This window comes from Microcoleus sp. S1D4 (genome assembly GCF_036700765.1).
In the GTDB taxonomy this organism is placed as follows: domain Bacteria; phylum Cyanobacteriota; class Cyanobacteriia; order Cyanobacteriales; family Microcoleaceae; genus Microcoleus.
Window position 1 is genome coordinate 255,750 of sequence record NZ_JAUBPP010000005.1, and the last position, 17,302, is coordinate 273,051.

Genomic DNA, 17,302 nt, shown 5'->3' on the forward strand with positions numbered 1-17,302 from the left:
AGTCTGACTAATTTAAACATTTTATTTTTAAATTTATGTTAAACCCAGTAACCAAACCATCTGTCCGAGTTACGGAAATCGGCGAGTACATCCATTATCAATCATGCGATCGCCGCTTTAAGCTAGAGCATAATAACCGAAAGCTTGCCCGAGAGCTTCCCTTTGCAGAACGCCTCTTCAACTCCTTAGATCCAGTTCTCCAAGAGGCGGGGCGATTGAGGGAGAACGAATGGGAAACTTCTCTCCAAAAAAATGGTCTCATTGACCTCACTTTGTACAGCCAAAAGTCTGCTGATGAAAAGAAGACACCCTGGACTACCTTTGTCGCACAATTGCAAGGTATAAGCTCAGGACAAAGAGCCTATGGACGCGAAATTTCCGTCGAAGCAGACGAGGGAGCTTTCCAGATCAAAGGCCAAATTGACTTTGTACTAATCCTGTGGGAAGACAATCGACCAAAGCTGCGAATTGTTGAATGCAAAGCCAGTCGTCGAGACCGTACCTACCACCGCGTGCAGGTTGCTCTATACCGGATGCTAGTACGGCTGCTTATCCAAGCGAGTCCAGTGGCAATCTGTGGCGTAGAACTCAGACCAGAAGATATCGAATGCGTGGTCGCTAGGATTGATGAAAGTACAAATAAAAGTCAGCTCATCCTCGATCTAAAACCGTTTAAGCTAGATACAGAAGAAGCTGACATTAATCGCCTTCTGGCATCTGAGGGCACACTAAACCGCGTAGTTCAGGCTGATTTAGCTGATTTAGACTATCAAATCGATCCGAAGTGTGATGGCTGTGTTTTCAATATTCATTGCCTATCAGAAAGTGCCAGATTGCGTCGCCTTGAACTAATAGGCTTAGATCCATCAGCAGTACGAGTTTTGCGAGAGGCAGGGATTCACAAAATCGATGACTTGGCTGAACTCGACTTAGCCGGACAGCAGGCAGTTAAAGTGCGGCAAGATCCAAGCTTTAGCGATAACCTAGAACTTATCCAGTTAAAAGCAAAAACTCGGAGGCGTACACTTCCAGGCGGGAATATTAACCCAGATTCCTATGAAGTAGAGTCGCTACCTTATGCAGGTCAAGGTCAACTTCCAGAGCACATAATTAATGGTGAACGGCTGATTCGCGTTTACCTTTCTGTGGATTACGACTATGTAGAAAACAGGATAGGAGCGCTCGCAGCTCATGTGACCAAGAGCGAAGGAAAATTACATACAAGCTTCACGCAGGTAAATGGACACTGGCAGCCAGACCCCACGGTAAAGGAACGGTGGGAGGTAGGGCGCGATCAAAATAATCGCCCAGTCTATGAAGAGCGTTCCCTCCAAGGTAGAGAAGTTATTGAGTTTCAAACCTCCCCGTGGACGGGGGAATACAGAGAAGACACAGGCGCTGAGAAACAGCTAATTCAAGGGTTTCTAATGAAGCTGGTTGAGGCTATTGATGAGGTAGCCGAGGCCGAAACCGCTCCTATTCACTTTTATGTCTGGTCTCGATCCGAGATGGCTCAGTTGCTCGAAGGATGCTCCCGCGTCAGCTCGCAATTGCTCGGCAACCTCCGAGAACTGCTAGGATGCCGTGAAAGTTTAGAGCAACTCATCTACTCCTGCTTGCACGATGAAGTCGATCGGCGTTTTGCCTTGGGATGGACAGGGAGAGGCTTAGCTGTGGTTACTTCTCTGCGGTGGTTTGGGAGGCGCTATCACTGGCGGCGGCGGGTGTCTGGTGCCGAGGTCGATCTCGAGCAAGCTTTTACACAGGATATCTTCGATTTTAAGACTGATTTGGATTTAGATGCTCAGGGGAAGTGGGCAGCTAAACCTTCTGAGCAAGCCAGCAAGCACAAGTTTGAAATCCGCAGTCGCTTTTTTGATTCCTTAACAGCACCCTACTGGCGCGCCTACTGGCGAAAATTGCCAGATCCAAAAGACCCAAATCTATCGCCAGCAGTTGCTAAGGCAATTGAGCGTTACAACAGCGCCGGGAAACTTAACTATCTCAAGGATTATTTTCGCGCCCGCGTACACGCGCTGCGATGGGTTGAAGAAAGCATTCGGTTTAAGAACCCAGATATAGTAAAACCATCTCTTGTCATCGCTAAGTTGCTGGAATTCACGCTTGGGGTAGATAATGCAGCTCAGGCGGGGATTGACTATCTCCGGCTGGATCATCACGTTAAAGTGACAAACTGGATTGCTACTCACCTAGTCCCGCCTGTCTATCGCGTCCCTCTAGGGCGCACTATTCCTATTAGTGATGTTGTCTCCCACGGCAATAATAGGCTGACAGCCACTATCAACCTTGATGGGTACGGTATTAATTATGAAGTTTTCGAGACTAACTGCACGATCGAAAAAGGCAACTTTGTAAGGCTTAGCCCCTGTTTTAACGATCCGCATCGCGGTCAAACATTAGCTCAACTTCTACGCGGTGGAAGTACGTGTGTTGTGGATAATATTGACTGGGAGACCGGACAAATTGAGCTTTCAGTAATACTAACAAAGGAACGAGACGGCTATAAACTCCTCAGTCGGTTTTATAATAAGCAAAATGAAAACATTTTTTCCCATGCTACTTTAGATGAAACTATTTCTAATTTTGTAGCCGGAAAGGTTGACAATAGACTAATAAGTGGTTTGGGAAGTCATGTATGTCAATGGTTCGATCCCGAGCGTCCTCAGATCCCTCTGCAACAGTCTCCAGCCACAGACAAGTTAGAACAATACCAGAATTTGCTAGAGTCTCTAAAATTGCCTAACGCGCAGAAGTTGGATGCCGATCAAGTAGCTGCTGCTGTCAGTGGCTTAACCGCTAGAATTCAACTTTTACAGGGGCCCCCAGGAACTGGCAAGACACAGACAACTGCGATCGCTACTTTTTTAAGAATTTTGGCGCGTTGTTCGATCGGAGATATCGTTCTCATCGCAGCACCTACCCATACTGCTGTAAATAACTTGCTTTTGCGCCTCGATAGCCTCTTGCCAACCCTTCAGCAACAGGCAGATAAATCGGGATTAACAGTACCGCCGATACAACTTAGCCGAGTTGACCCTAAAGAGAGTGAGGTTTTTCTCGAAAAAAATGTTGAATGTTTTCCCTCTAAGCCTTGTGCAGCCAAGTTGAAGAAAATGCGTTCAAATGCTGTCTTGGTCATCGGCGGCACAACCAGTGCTCTTTTGAAATTATCGCTGGAAATGAAAGGTATCCAAGTACCTACACTAATCGTTGACGAAGCAAGCATGATGGTGTTTCCGCACTTTCTGTCACTGGCTACATTAGTAAAAAGTGACGGGGAAATCATGCTTGCCGGAGATCATCGGCAGCTCTCACCAATTGTTGCTCATAATTGGGAGCAGGAAGACCGTCCGCCCATTCAATTATACAAGCCTTATGTGAGTGCATATGATGCGGTTAAAAATATTAAAATTACAGGAGTTTCAGATTCAGCCATTATGAGTTCTGCGTTGAGTTTTACTTTCCGTTTGCCACCGCTGATTTGTAATTTAATTTCTCGTATTTACCAACTGGATAATATTGAACTAAAAGGAAGGTTGCCCGATTCAAATAGTCTTTTGCAGGAGGAGTCAAAAGGTCTAATTCTTGTTCTTCATTCTGAGCGCCTGTCAAAACGCAGCAATATGCTTGAGGTGCTGATTATTGAGAAAATTATTGCTGCTGCAAAAAATAGAAGAGCAATAGAAAACAACTCTGTGGCTATTGTCACTCCACACCGAGCGCAGCGCACACTGCTTAAAAGTTATTTGAAGGACTCCAGCGACCTGATCGATGTAATTGATACTGTTGAAAGCTTACAAGGTGACGAGCGACCTTATATCATTGTGTCGGCAACAGCCAGCGACCCCTCAGCAATTAGTAAAAATGTGGAATTTATCTTAGACCTCAATCGGTCTAATGTGGCTTTTTCTCGGGCTCAGAAACAACTGATTGTGGTCTGCTCTCAAACTCTGCTAGATCACATTCCAGCCGAATTAGAACATTACGAGGAGACAATGCTTTGGAAGTCTTTACGAGCTGTGTGTTCGCAGCTCATCGGTACTGAGATTGTGGATGGGCATCAGGTACAATTTTTTAAGCCACCACCCGATATTCTCGAAAACCTGTCGCGTACTTAAAATTGCATATTTCAGCTTGAGAGGAATTATCACCTTTAATATTTAATTCGATCGACTCAGCATCGCTGTTGTCAATTTGCGGGTCTAAACTTCTGTAAGGACTTACCTGCCGTCATCAAACCAACCGGGCTGATTTAATAAAATACATCGCTTCGGGCCTCGCTTTGGAGCCAGAAATCTGGCTTCGGTCAATAAACCTGCCTTCTGCCATCAGAGCAAATTTCTAAATTCACCGGGTTTCCTAACTTCTGTGGCGTAGGTTTTGAAGATAGTGAAGTTCGCTACACTCTGCCGACTCTTGATTCCACAATCTCCAACGCCGAAAACCCCCTCAAAAGGCCAGTTGGTAAATTGTCCACTCAGAGGCCCCAGAACACCGTCTGTCAAAGGAGCGATCGCCACACCCGCATAACAGCTCAGAATGCTTGTACAATAAGGCTTTAAGGGCAATAAAACCAATCTCCCACAGCCAGCGCTTAGAATCAGATTCAGCAGCCAAAAACTGTTGCATGAGAGAGTGGAACAGTGGCATCACTGCGATTATCTCTATTTCCCTATATTCAATGTATAGAGAGTTGAATCAGCACAGCAAGCGAAACCGCCAGCAACTGCCGCCTCGCTCCCTGACAAATGTCCTCGCACGCTGTGCGCTACCACGAGATAAACGCCATGACTGTCAAAACTGCCACCAACGCCGTCAACTGCAACACCGCTTCTGGCCTCAACTTCATTCCTGCTGCAGCAGGCGCACAAACCGCCGAAATCAATACTGCTCCCAGCATCGATGTTCTGGCTTTGGCTGAATTCGCCCTGAAAGAATTGCAAGCCTCCATGAAAGCTCCCAGCCGCAGCGCTCAAGCAGTGGCGATGCGGATTGCTAAGGAAGTTGAACGGATTTGCCAAAAAAGCGATCGCATCCAAGTTTCCGGCGAAGTAGAAGCTTGGCAAATCACCTTGGCCGAACACCGGTTGCAAAAAACTCTGCAATTCTACCGCCTCGGTTCCAAAAGCGGCCGCGTCGAACTGCACTCTCACCTCGCATCGATGATTTACCGCCATGTTGCATCTTTCCGCTCGAACTTGAACTTCCAAGCTCGTTACAACATGATTGAAGACTTTTTGCAAGGCTTTTACATCGAAGCTTTGCGAGCTTTCCGCCGCGAACACCAACTCGATCTCAACTACACTCCCCGCACGCAAATTGAATTGGCTGAGTACATGGCTTTTACCGAACACTACGCCAAGCGCCAAATCGGTTTGCCCGGCCGCAACCGCCAGCGCCTGATCGTGCTTCGCGCTCAAGGATTTGCCAAGGGCCAGCCTCCCGAAACTGCGATCGACATTGAAATGGCTGTAGAGTCCGGCAAGGGAGAAGATGCCGAAATGTACAGCCGTTCTCCGGCGCTGCAACAAGTGCGCGAACAAATGGTTTCGGAAACTGTCGATCCGGCTGATGCTGTGCTGCGCGATCGAGTAGTCGCTGAATTGATCGCTTATCTGGAAGCTCAAAATCAGCCCGAATGCGTGAACTACTTAATGTTGAAATTGCAAGACCTTTCGGCTTCGGAAATCGATCGCGTTCTCGGTTTGTCTTCCCGCCAGCGCGACTACTTGCAACAACGGTTTAAGTACCACGTCGAAAAATTTGCCCGCACTCAAAACTGGAAACTCGTACACGAATGGCTGGGTGCTGATGTGGATCAAAAGCTGGGAATGACTTCCGACAAATGGGAAGCATTTCGCGCAGGGCTGTCTCCCCAAATGCTGGAATTGTTGGAAATGAAGCAGAATCAAGAAAGCGACAAGGCGATCGCCACAGCACTTAACTGCACTCCCAAACAAGTCCAAAAACGCTGGGCACAACTGTTGGAGCTGGCAAGCCAGACTCGCAACAGCAACCAAGCTTAACGGGTGATGCAAAATGAATGCAACTGTTTTCTGGAGACTGGAAAATGCGATCGGGTGCGGCATCTGCACGGGAACGCCCGCCCCGCTTTCCGCTCTCAACTCTCCAACTGGGAATGCTGGATTATGACAGCTTTTGAGCTAATTAAATATATTAAAATAGCACTAATTTTTCTTAATATTTATGATTCCCAGGAACAACCTGGGATTTTTTTTGTTAGGAATTTGGAAGATTCTCGTTATTAAAAAGAATATCAAATCCGTTAACATCGGAATAGTAAATCAACAGTCAACAGTCAACAGCCAACAGTCAACCGTTAACAGTCAACAGCCAACAGTCAACAGTCAACAGTCAACATCATTCCAATGCTACCGCATTTGATATCATATCCTGTCGATTGACCGCAATCAGCAAGGTTAATGCGAACTTGCATACGCTCCAATTTGCGAACCAATTCGACAAAGGTCAATTTATTGGACACGATATCAATTATCTAAATATTTGCTACAAATGGCAGAAATTCCCCGAATTATTGCTTTCTATTACCTATTCAAAAGCTGGTAATTTCCCGGTTTTTAAACTTTTCATTTACCTAAGAGTCCTGCTTTTGTTCCAACCTAGGGGAAGCGAGTTTGCATTCACTTAACAAATCACTAAACACACTAATAAATTAGTCAGTTTTAACTGACTTAAGCTATTAGTCAGGGAATTTATTCCCTGGCGGTATCGCGCGTCACGCGAGCGCTTTTAGGAGATGTGGGTAATGACAAGCTTTCAAAAAAGGGGGAACAACACTTAATTTTAAGTCCCCCTTGTCAAAGGCGATTTAGGGGACTATCCAATATCTAGGATTATTTTTTATATTTGAGATAAGTTGCAACCGCTAAATCCCATCCATGAAGTAGTGAACCCAGATTTTGTATTATAATCAACATCAACGGTCGAAGCCCAAGATGAACTATAAAATTTATGTGTCTCAATCCCGGAGATATACTGGCTGAACGCTACAGAATTATTGATCAATTAGGACAGGGAGGATTTGCTAGAACCTACAAGGCTCAAGATATAAAAAAATCCGAAAATCCTCCCTGCGCGATTAAGGAAATTCCTTTTCCTGAATGCGACGAACTCCGGGTATTGGAAAAATGCCGGGAGCGATTTCAAAGGGAAGTTAGGGCTTTGCAGACTCTCGGAAATCACTCGCGCATTCCCAAATTGTTCGATCGCTTTGAAGAAAAAAAACATTTTTATCTAGTTCAATAATATATTGAAGGAACACCCCTAAGTCAGGAATTTTTGCCGGCAGGTCAGCAGTGGACGGAATCACAGACGATCGCCTTTTTACGAGAAATTCTAGAATTTTAAATTTTGTACACCAAGCAAATATTATTCACCGCGATCTTACACCGGCTAACTTAATTCGGCGCTCCAAGGATGGTAAAATTGTTTTGATAGATTTTGGGGCTGTTAAAGAAATCAGCACCTTTACGGCTAACTCTACGGGTGAAATATTAACATCGCAGGCGATCGGTACAATCGGTTATATGCCGGCGGAACAATACAATCCGAGGTCTGTCCCGCAACCTTATAACGATATTTATGCTTTAGGAATCATTGTGATTCAAGCCCTCACCGGTAAGCTTCCTACGAATCTCCCGCAAGACCCCCAAACTTGTGAAATTGTCTGGGATTACTCGACGCACAATAAACAGATTTTACAAGTTAGCGACAGTCTAAAAAATATTGTTAGTAAGATGGTGCGTTTCCATTTTATTGAACGCTACCAATCTGTTACTGAGGTTTTAGAAGACTTGGATGCGATCGCACCGCCGCCTGTACGCAAAATTGCTCCTCAAAAGCGATCGCGCTTTCCCTAGCCGCTGTTAGGCTTTGCTGGAATTGCGATCGGATTGGCGATCGTACTTTTAATCCCCAAAATTTTGCCGCGACAAACGCTTCCAGCAGATGGTGTAAGTTCTGGCGAAAAACTCCTAGTCCAAACCTCCGCCCTGTGGTCAAAACAAAGGGGTATTAATGAATTTGCCGACTCAAATTACCCCGAAGCTTTAAAATTGCTCAAACAGTCCTGGCGAGAAGACCGCAGAGACCCCGAAACTTTAATTTACATCAACAATGCTCTGCTAAAAGCTATCAATGCAGAATATTACACGATCGCGATCGTTGTGCCCATCCGCAGAAATCTAGATGGGAGCATTCTCAACGCCAACTTAGCAGAAGAACTGCTGCGAGGTATCGCTCAAGCTCAAACCGAAGTGAATTTAGGTATCCTCCCTGCAACTGACACCAATCGAGATTTTCCAGGTCAAGGCTTTCTGCAACCACAAGCTATTATAAAAAAAAGTCTAAAAGTCATCATTGCTGATGACGGAAATATCAAATCATACGCCAAATAAACGGCAAATTACCTAGTCGCTCAGCCAGATATTCTCGCAGTCATCGGACACTACACCAGCGACATGACCGTAGAAACAGTAGATATTTACAATCGAAATAAACTCGTCGCAATTTCTCCGGGAAGCACCACAGAAGAACTGACGCGCAAACCTCGAAAATATTTCTTTCGGACGGCTCCGACAACTAGCATCGAAGCTGAAGCTTTGGTAAATCAACTATTGAAAGTAGGGCAAAAACGAGTTGCCGCTTTTTACAATCCCAACATTCCCTTCAGCGCTTCTTTGTGGGAAGAATTTAAAAAGCAATTTGAATCCCGATGAGGAACGACTTTTAGGAGCAGTAATTATTACGATTTATCTAAAGATAATTTAGACACCAAAGCTGCGATCGCAGAAGTTGAAAAATTTCCCAAAACCGCCTTACTTGTAGTTCCCGACGGTCAAGTCACTAATTCGCTGGAAAATGCGATCGAGATGATTAAAGCTAACGGCGATCGCAATTGGATTGTCGGGTCTTGGACGCTGTACGAGCAGAGAACGCTAAAACTAGCAACATAACTAAAGTCTGTTAAAAAACTCCGCGTATCTGTATTTTGGCATCCGTTAATCAGTTTTGATAAAAAATTTCCGGTAAACGCACAAAAATTGTGGAGAGGCCCGGTAAATACTCGCTCTGCCTTAACCTACGATGCAGCAAAAACGCTGATTAAAGCTATAGAAATGCAGCCGGAACCCAGCCGCGAAGGAATGCAAAAAACTATGGCCGATCCTAACTTTAAAGCCGAGGGAGCTACGGGTATAATTGAATTTGAGTCGAAGACTGGAAATCGGAAAAAACTCTCCTAAAGCATTGGCGCATATTGTACCCTGTGCTAAAAAACAATTTAGCCTTACCTTTGTACCGATCGAATTTCCCACAGCCGCAGCGGCAGGTTTAAAGTGCGATTGAATTGATAAACAAGAATTCATTAGTCATCTTGCCCGAAGAGCGAAGTCGAAGGGTAGTCATCTGTCATTAGTCAGATCATTTCTGGTCGATTATTATAACTGGAGTTTAGACTAAATAAAGATGAGAACGGTGGCTTTCAGAAGAACTAGAGCCACCGCGCCAGGAGAGAATGAGGGTGAAAAATAAACCCCTCCACTCCTTAAATGAACAGTGAACGATTAAAGGACTTTCGTCAAGCAGCATACAAGTTATTGGTGAAAGCTCTCCTATGCAACATTCGAGCTCATGGATGCAGTGATGACCACGCCCGAATGCGGCTTGTTTGGCGGAATTTTCGCTCAATCCATTATTCCATCGTCAATGGTCAAGCGTCTACGAGGCATTGCAAGACTGTAGGCCAGACCGGAAAAAACTGATGTTGCTGTATCTGGAGCAATTACAGGAGGAAGCACCCCCAACGGAACACATATTAGTTGCAATCGATCATACTGCATGGCGGAGACCAGATGCCAAAACATTAAAAGACAGAACCCATGAATATCAGGGAGGCGTAATTATTGGACAAGGGTACAGTACCCTTGCGTGGATACCCGAATCTCAAGGAAGTTGGACCCTACCCCTACTACATGAACGAATTAAGGGACATCCAAGAAATAAACTCTTCCAGTCCCCGGAGAGGGTAAACTGAATTAAGTAAGGCTAACGCACAAAAAAAACTCAACGTGCTAGAACTAACTGAAACCCTCAAAGCTTGTCTGTGGCAAACAGCGAAAACGCTCAAAGGTACACAGCGGCGAAGATTTATGCCCCAGATAGTCCAAGAATTAGGCACAGGAGGTCAACGCCAAGCTCAAACAGAACTGGGGTGGTGTCGAGATACCATCAGAAAAGGACAACGAGAGCTAGAAACAGGGCTCTCGTTGTATCGATGCCTTCTTTTGCCAGGGGCCGAAAACCAGTGGAAAGCAAGTTGCCGACTCTAAGTGAAGACATCAAAGCCATCGTGGATAGTCAAAGTCAGACCGACCCGAGCTTCAAAAGCACTCGTTTGTATACACGAGTGAGTACCGCCAAAGTCAGGCAACAACTGGTAGAACAAAAGCACTACCAGGAAGCTGAACTACCCAGCAACGAAACCATCCGTCAGCGGTTGAATCAGTTGGGATATCGCCCGGCCAAGGTAGCGAAGACTCAGCCTCAAAAAAAATTCCCGAAACCGATGCCATATTTGAGCAGTTGAGTCAAGTTAATCAGCAAGCTGATAATGACCCGACAACTCTCCGACTCTCACTTGATGCCAAAGCCACGGTGAAAATTGGTCTCTTCTCCAGAGGAGGTAAGAACCGGGTGCCAACTTTTGCCTGTGATCACGACTTCGCCCCAAAAGCCAAGTTGACTCCCTATGGAATTTTTTTGCCCCAATTAGATGAGTTGTTTTTATATTTCACCACATCAAAGGTGACTAGCGACTTCATCGTTGATATTTTGGAATCGTGGTGGGAGAGTAACCGTCACCGTTTTACTCATATCCGCACCTTACTACTCAATCAAGACAACGGACCTGAGAACCATTCCCGACGAACTCAATTGATGAAACGTCTTGTGGAGTTTGTCAGTAAGCACCAGTTGAATCTGCGTTTAGCCTACTACCCGCCATACCACAGTAAATACAATCCTATTGAGCGGACGAAAGGGAGTGTTGGAAAACCACTGGAACGGTAATATCCTTGATGATATTACCACCGTGCTGCATTTGGCTGAAACGATGACTTGGAAGGGTAAACATCCGATAGTCAAACTCGTGACCTTGACTTATCAAACTGGGGTTAAGCTCACAACTCGGGAAATGGCTGAAGTTGAAACTCAGATTCAGCGTCTGTCCCAACCTGTTGGGGATAGCCTCCCCAATCTCGGTAAGTGGTTTATAGATATTGTTTACAGTACTGCTTGATTTTGGACGAGTTTTTTATTTGGTAGTCCCTAATAGTGGGTCTTCAGCGATACTTCAAGCAGCTTCCCAACTCAAATTTGTTTGTGAACAGAGCATCAATCCAGTCTTAGCAGTCTTAGACCGAGAATATGGCAATGCAAGTTGGGTATTAGCTCCATCGGAAATTCAAGCTGATTGTTTAATGAGAGTCCGAAGCAATGCCTGCTTGTGGTCAGCACCACCAGCCTATAGTCGTCGCGGCAGACCACGGAAACATGGACAAAGAATGAAGCTCTCTGACCCAAGCACATGGCTCCAAGCGGATGCTGTGATTGAAATTGACGAACACCCAAAGTTGGGACAAGTCCGAGTCAGGCAATGGCTTGACTTACATTTTTATCGTGCCGCTGGACAGAGAGTCAATTTAATACTTGTCGAAAGGATGAATCCCATGTCAAACGGTCAGCCGTTTCCACCCTTATGGTTGGCTTGGGTGGGAGAACGAACTCTCCCTAAGCGAAACAGTCTGGTTTAAGTATTTACGACGCAAAGAGAGTTGATCATTGGTATAGGTTTGCATTCGCAACGATTACATTGGACATTGCCTAACTTGAGAACTCCCGAACAATCACCAGCGGTGGAGTGATTTAATGCCATTGATGAGTTGGCAACTTTGGCTAGCTAGGGATTTAGTGGTGGAAAATCAACTCCCTTGGCAATCTGAAGCGTATCAATTTAACTCCTGGACCTGTTGCCCAATCAATGTTGTCGGTTTTAGTTGACATTGGTACTCCCGCAAAAATGCCTTGCGCAGAGGGGAAAATCCCCCGGCTGGGAACAAGGAAAGGTACGTACCAAGGCACCATGCTATCCCACTGTGAAAAAACGGTTTCTCGACGCAAAAAGTCTTCAAGATTGGCTATTTAACCTTCTCTCTCTTGACTTTTTGAGCAACAGCTTGCCGGATCTTCAAAGGCAGCTACTTTTAGATGCGATCGTTTTTTAGTCTAAACTCCAGTTAACAGGTTTATCTTGACCAGATAAATCAAAAAGCAACTCACTCAAATCTTCTATTCGATTAGCCATTAATCTTAAAGCTTCAGAAAAAGTATGAGTACCTTTCATTCGAGCCAATGACACTAAAAATTACCTGACCCTTGCCCAATTAGCAGGTGCATTGCCACCGCGACGAATATCGTTATCCTCGTTTAACGTTACATGTTTAACCCCATGCAGTCGATCCTCAATTAACCAGTACCCACGAATAGCCTCGGCAAATTGACTCGCAGACCAATCCAGACTACTTAAATAATAGTGTACTTCATCGAAATTAATCAGGTGACGACGACTTTTTTCCCCTCCCATCTGGTTCCCTATCTCCTGACCACAATTATGTGTTTTGCACTCCTCCAAAGGGGTAATAATTGAGGTGGAATTGGATAAATCTTGGTGTGGCGAGTTGTGGTTCGCCCATGTACACATTCAGAGACTTCGTATTCGTCAGTCGCCACGGCAGAACTGACTAATTTCTTAGCCGCTTTAAACAGATTTAATTGATTCTTTTTGAGCGTAACTATATAGTCATTGCCACAATTAATAATTAACGCTAGCGTTTTTTTTGACAATGTAGTGCATCAAGGGTAATTACTACTTTATTGCCGGAGAGTTCTTGAACGATATCCTGTACGACTTCGACTTCACTTTGGAGTTTGTTTTCCCTAACTTGATGTCTCACTACCCATCCATGATGATGACTCTAAACGGAAACCATAGTGACAAAGTTGTGGTAAGAGCTGTTACCACCTGCAATACTTCGGACAGTTTTATATCTAGTCGAGTCTCCGAAACCCTTGCGGGCTATAGACTAGACTCTTTTTTCAATGTTTGAGTTCAGCCCTAAGTTTCAGAAAATGCGTAAAAAATGGCAGGGCTTACTCTGTAAGGCTTACACGGCCGTTAAAAAACTGTCCGAAGTATTGCACCTGTCAAGGTGCTTTTAAGGCCTTTTCCGTCCATTGCCATCAATTCTCCTTCGTCTATTGACAATGTTTGTTTACACCACACATTAAAAACAACTGCTAAAATCTCAAAATCTAATGCTTAAATTATATTTCTAAACCTTGAATCTGATCGAAAGCGAATATCCGGCGGGAGAGCCAATAATTTTATGAGGGTTTTTCGATGATTTTTGGTAAATTCTACCAAGGGCTTATACCCCCAATATCCCGTGCAACTACCCAACAAAATTATGGTGAGCATAAGCCAGAGTGGATGTCTAATTCCTCGGTTTTTTCGATGGTCTGGAACTAATTTAATCGCTTCTAATAAATTCATTAATTCTTTGTGCTATAGTGATAGTTTTACCCGATGGTAATATCTGATTGCCTCTTCTATGATATATTATTGCGTTGAGAATTAATCCACCCTGCCCTTTCGTCAAGTCCAGCGAGTGCGCGCACTACTTATATATATAGTCATTTCAAATAAATGTGAGACAGAGGCAAGATCATGATAAAATGGCTGGGGGGGGGTGACAAAGAGGTCTACGAGATAGACTGTATAAGGATTACAGCCCGCATACCTTGTTGATAAAAGCGGCGTTTAGAAGGAGTTAACTTGCGTTTACTGTTCCACCTCCAAAGAATATTCTTCTAGATAATTAACCCACTTTTCTCCATCTATACCAATACCAAATGTACTCCGTCTGCGATATTTCTTCTTGGTTTTTTTGCGACGAGATACATATTCTAGTACCTGCTTTTTCTTCAGTTCAGTACCTTGAAATATTGCCCAAGTGTACGCAAGTGTCATGAGCAGAATCATGTTAATAAGTCTGTTCCCTTTGAGGCTCATTCCTTCAAGATCGTAGCCTCCTGTTTTACAGTCTCGGAACATTTCTTCAATACCCATCCGCTGCTTATAAGCATTGAGAGCTGCTGGCAATGAGCCTAAGTCCGTGAGAATAAACCAGGCTTCTTTAACTTGATATTTCCCATAGTTCCTTTTCCACTTACAAGCAAGCTCAAATCCGGTTAGAGACCCGTGTTTTTCTCACTTTTTTCCCTTGAACATACAAAGAAGTTCCGGGTACTATTCCTAATTCATCCAACCGTTGCCAAACTAAATGTTCTGTTTCGATACAAAGATTCTTTTTCAGTCTTAAGCAAAAAGACACACCCTTTTCCTTAAGCCAGTTTCCCAAATCAACAGAACAAAATTCACAGTCTCCTAAAACGATGACTTTATATTCTGAAAACAATGGTAAAGCTTGCTCTAAACTGGTAGTTTGTAACTCGAAGTTACTGTTGCCTAATTTTGGCAACAGCGACCAGTATAATGGAATTGCTCTTCGCTCCCAGATTAGGCTAACCATAAAGAGATTAATGCGCCCCCATTGACTGCGGTCAATTGCGATTGATAAACGAGTACCAATGGGGCAATAAGTGGTCAACCAATAAGTAATCAAGGGGAACCAAATTAATGAGATAGTTAAGTTTGGTAAATCCCGAAATCTTTGTAGTTTTCTACGCCGACTTTCCGTTGTAATTGGGTAAGGAAATACCCGTGCCACTCGTTCTAGTCTCACTTGTTTTTCTGATTGCATCACAGATAGCAAAGTTGTCATTACAAGAAACTGAGCTGATGTCAGTTGTTTTTTTTAATGAGTCTGGTAAAATGTTGGTATCATTATTTTTTTGATAGGCAAGCGTGTAACAATTATGCTGCCTATCTTTTTTTAGCACACATTGGCTTAATCCTCACCACCTCTCGGTTTCAGGCTGGTTGTCACCCCCCCCGGATAAAATGGATAAAAATAGTTAATTAGAAAAAAATGGCTTACAGTCTAGACCTAAGACAAAAAGTAGTCAATTATGTGGAAAATGGAGGGAGTATAACGAAAGCTGCCGCCATATTTAAGGTAGGAAGAGCAACAATTTATAGATGGCTAGGTAGGGAAGACCTTCGACCAACTCAGGTCAACCACCGTCAACGAAAGTTAGATTGGGAAGCCCTTAAAAAAAGATGTTGAAAAAAATCCGCTCAGCAAGATTAGTAGAAAGAGCAAAAACTTTCAGGCGTTCGACCTAGTGCCATCTGCTATGCCTTAAAAAAACTGAAAATTACAAAAAAAAAGAACTTCTCTATAAAGAAAGAAATAGAGAAGAAAGAATGAAATATTATAGAAATCTGAGAGAATTAATTAGGGCTTGCTGAATAACCGAGCGCATATTGCGTGGCGAAAGGTTTCGAGCGCGCGAGCGAGAGAAGCGTGCAAGATAAACAGGTAAAATAGGTCAAAACCCGTGCATCACCACCTGCGATCATGTACAAAAAAGCTGAGCTTGCCTCCAGCCCCCCATCCGAGTTTGAACTGCCTTTCGGAGGAAGGTTGTCTGCTGACAACCGTTGGGTAAAAATGGGCGAACTAATCCCGTGGTCAGAATTTGAATCAGAATATGCTGAAAACTTCCCCACAGAAAAGGGCGCACCAGCCAAATCCTTTCGGATGGCATTGGGAGCGTTAATTATTAAAGAAAAGCTGGGAATTAGCGATCGCGAAACGGTAGAACAAATCCGTGAAAACTCCTATATACAATACTTTATCTATAATTCAAGATACAGTAATAAACTCGCATTTGATCCATCTTTATTAGTGTACTTTCGCCAAAGAATTAGTCCCAACCTAATTAATAAAGTGAACCAACGCATGGTCGCAAAAATGCGAGAAATCACCGAGCGTCAAACCCGAAAGAAAAAAGGATTCGGACGGCAAAAATGAGTCACCCAATCGTCGTCAGTTGATCGTAGATGCAACCTGCGCCCCAGCCGACATTACTTATCCAACCGACTTAGGACTATTAAACAGAGCCAGAGTTCATACAGAAAAAATCATAGACATCCTGTATAAACAAATCAAAGAAAACACTCATAAAAAAACCAGAACCTACCGTAATTTCGCCCGAAAAGATTACTTATTAATAGCAAAACAAAGAAGACAATCCCGCCACAAAAAAAGACAGGCAATTAAAAAACAACTTCAATATATCAAAAGAAACCTCGCTTATATTGAACAGCTAATCGAGTCAGGTGCGACTCTGGAACGCCTGAGCAAAAAGCAATATAAAACCTTGCTAGTGATCACAGAAGTCTATCGTCAACAGCAAGGGTTATTTGATAATAATAAACAGAGTATTGAGGATAGAATAGTAAGTTTAAGCCAACCCCATATCCGTCCCATAGTCAGAGGAAAAGCCGGAAAAAGCGTAGAGTTTGGAGCCAAACTATCAGCCAGTTGTTTTGAAGGATATGTATTTTTAGACCGGATGAGCTGGGATAATTTTAACCAATCAGGGGAATTGAAAGCCCAAGTAGAAGCATATCATAGGTTCACAGGATATTATCCAGAGTCCGTTCATGCAGATCGCATTTACCGAAATCGGGAAAACCGAGCGTGGTGTAAAGAAAAAGGCATTAGAATTAGCGGGCCTCCTTTAGGAAGACCTCCAGCAACTGTGAGTAAATCAAAAAAGAGGCAAGCGTTGGAAGATGAGAGGATTAGAAATGCAATTGAGGGCAAGTTCGGACAAGGCAAACGAAGATTCGGTCTGAATAGAGTGATGGCTAAACTTGATAATACATCTAGTACAGTTATTGCAATTACTTTTTTGGTAATGAATCTTTCTACCTGGTGGTGCCGGGTTTTTTGTGTGTTTTTATATCTATTTAGAAAAAGAACACCTGTTTTGTGGTTGGAGATAATCCCCAATTATTATTGGGGTAACTCGATACAGAAAAACTTATCTTTAACCGAGCTTGAATATATCGATCGCACCTGTTCTTGGCTGGCGATCGATTATTCAGCAAGCCCTAATTAAAATTTATGGCAGCAAAAGTCTTGTATTCATTGATGAGTCAGGATTTGAGGAATTTGAAGGTTCTGTGTATGCCTTTCAAAAAGAGGAA

At 43.8% G+C, this 17,302-nt stretch carries 13 protein-coding genes and 3 pseudogenes; 12 read left to right on the plus strand and 4 right to left on the minus strand.

The features are described from left to right. Positions 1 to 35: 35 nt before the first annotated feature. Positions 36 to 4,139: an AAA domain-containing protein gene (locus QT998_RS08185; protein ID WP_333118555.1), complete on the plus strand. Its 4,104-nt coding sequence runs from the start codon at positions 36 to 38 to the stop codon at positions 4,137 to 4,139. Between the two features lie 331 nt (positions 4,140 to 4,470). Here QT998_RS08185 and QT998_RS08190 read toward each other — a convergent pair whose 3' ends face one another. Next, positions 4,471 to 4,671: a hypothetical protein gene (locus tag QT998_RS08190; protein ID WP_333093031.1), complete on the minus strand. Its 201-nt coding sequence runs from the start codon at positions 4,669 to 4,671 to the stop codon at positions 4,471 to 4,473. A 137-nt stretch (positions 4,672 to 4,808) separates the two neighbouring features. Here QT998_RS08190 and QT998_RS08195 point away from each other — a divergent pair, with 137 nt between their 5' ends. From QT998_RS08195 to QT998_RS08230, 8 genes and pseudogenes are all read left to right on the plus strand, one after another. Then, positions 4,809 to 6,047: a HetZ-related protein gene (locus QT998_RS08195; RefSeq protein ID WP_333093032.1), complete on the plus strand. Its 1,239-nt coding sequence runs from the start codon at positions 4,809 to 4,811 to the stop codon at positions 6,045 to 6,047. A 967-nt stretch (positions 6,048 to 7,014) separates the two neighbouring features. Next, positions 7,015 to 7,308 carry a protein kinase domain-containing protein gene (locus QT998_RS08200; protein ID WP_333093033.1) on the plus strand — a complete coding sequence of 98 codons (294 nt, stop codon included), beginning with the start codon at positions 7,015 to 7,017 and terminating at the stop codon, positions 7,306 to 7,308. A 50-nt stretch (positions 7,309 to 7,358) separates the two neighbouring features. Continuing rightward, positions 7,359 to 7,922: a protein kinase domain-containing protein gene (locus tag QT998_RS08205; RefSeq protein WP_333093034.1), complete on the plus strand. Its 564-nt coding sequence runs from the start codon at positions 7,359 to 7,361 to the stop codon at positions 7,920 to 7,922. 33 nt (positions 7,923 to 7,955) lie between these two features. Further along, positions 7,956 to 8,459 carry a hypothetical protein gene (locus tag QT998_RS08210; RefSeq protein ID WP_333118560.1) on the plus strand — a complete coding sequence of 168 codons (504 nt, stop codon included), beginning with the start codon at positions 7,956 to 7,958 and terminating at the stop codon, positions 8,457 to 8,459. A gap of 63 nt (positions 8,460 to 8,522) precedes the next feature. Next, positions 8,523 to 8,780 (plus strand): ABC transporter substrate-binding protein, encoded by a 258-nt coding sequence (locus QT998_RS08215; protein ID WP_333118561.1) that lies wholly within the window; start codon positions 8,523 to 8,525, stop codon positions 8,778 to 8,780. Positions 8,781 to 9,104: 324 nt separating this feature from the next. Further along, positions 9,105 to 9,305 carry a hypothetical protein gene (locus tag QT998_RS08220; RefSeq protein ID WP_333093037.1) on the plus strand — a complete coding sequence of 67 codons (201 nt, stop codon included), beginning with the start codon at positions 9,105 to 9,107 and terminating at the stop codon, positions 9,303 to 9,305. Positions 9,306 to 10,130: 825 nt separating this feature from the next. Beyond that, positions 10,131 to 11,359, plus strand: a pseudogene (locus tag QT998_RS08225) (ISAzo13 family transposase). Between the two features lie 19 nt (positions 11,360 to 11,378). Continuing rightward, complete coding sequence (locus QT998_RS08230; RefSeq protein WP_333217971.1) at positions 11,379 to 11,873, plus strand: transposase; 495 nt, start codon at positions 11,379 to 11,381, stop codon at positions 11,871 to 11,873. A 1,565-nt stretch (positions 11,874 to 13,438) separates the two neighbouring features. Here the strand turns inward: QT998_RS08230 and QT998_RS27430 are convergent. The 3 genes from QT998_RS27430 to QT998_RS08240 form a co-directional block, all read right to left on the minus strand. Then, on the minus strand, positions 13,439 to 13,672 hold the full coding sequence (locus QT998_RS27430) for a transposase family protein (protein ID WP_442921946.1): 234 nt from the start codon (positions 13,670 to 13,672) through the stop codon (positions 13,439 to 13,441). Positions 13,673 to 13,960: 288 nt separating this feature from the next. Further along, entirely contained in the window at positions 13,961 to 14,281 is a 321-nt protein-coding gene (locus QT998_RS08235; RefSeq protein WP_333118939.1) for a hypothetical protein, read from the minus strand. 79 nt (positions 14,282 to 14,360) lie between these two features. Further along, the gene (locus tag QT998_RS08240) at positions 14,361 to 14,963 is read right to left on the minus strand and encodes a hypothetical protein (protein WP_333093615.1); all 603 of its coding nucleotides are present in this window, start codon (positions 14,961 to 14,963) and stop codon (positions 14,361 to 14,363) included. Positions 14,964 to 15,170: 207 nt separating this feature from the next. Here QT998_RS08240 and QT998_RS08245 point away from each other — a divergent pair. The 3 genes and pseudogenes from QT998_RS08245 to QT998_RS08255 form a co-directional block, all read left to right on the plus strand. Next, positions 15,171 to 15,512, plus strand: a pseudogene (locus tag QT998_RS08245) (IS630 transposase-related protein). A 150-nt stretch (positions 15,513 to 15,662) separates the two neighbouring features. Then, a protein-coding gene (locus QT998_RS08250; RefSeq protein ID WP_442921947.1) for an IS5 family transposase occupies positions 15,663 to 17,214 on the plus strand; the annotation gives its coding sequence in 2 pieces (ribosomal slippage) (positions 15,663 to 16,096 and positions 16,095 to 17,214; 1,554 coding nt in all). Continuing rightward, positions 17,195 to 17,302 (plus strand): annotated as a pseudogene (locus QT998_RS08255) (IS630 family transposase); the annotation flags it as partial. The gene QT998_RS08250 and the pseudogene QT998_RS08255, both read left to right, overlap by 20 nt.

Coding starts and splice junctions, on each gene's coding strand:
- QT998_RS08200 (WP_333093033.1), top strand. CDS start 7,015: ATGTGTCTCAATCCCGGAGATATACTGGCTGAACGCTACAGAATTATT.
- QT998_RS08195 (WP_333093032.1), top strand. CDS start 4,809: ATGACTGTCAAAACTGCCACCAACGCCGTCAACTGCAACACCGCTTCT.
- QT998_RS08215 (WP_333118561.1), top strand. CDS start 8,523: ATGACCGTAGAAACAGTAGATATTTACAATCGAAATAAACTCGTCGCA.
- QT998_RS08240 (WP_333093615.1), bottom strand. CDS start 14,963: ATGACAACTTTGCTATCTGTGATGCAATCAGAAAAACAAGTGAGACTA.
- QT998_RS27430 (WP_442921946.1), bottom strand. CDS start 13,672: ATGAATTTATTAGAAGCGATTAAATTAGTTCCAGACCATCGAAAAAAC.
- QT998_RS08185 (WP_333118555.1), top strand. CDS start 36: ATGTTAAACCCAGTAACCAAACCATCTGTCCGAGTTACGGAAATCGGC.
- QT998_RS08190 (WP_333093031.1), bottom strand. CDS start 4,671: ATGCCACTGTTCCACTCTCTCATGCAACAGTTTTTGGCTGCTGAATCT.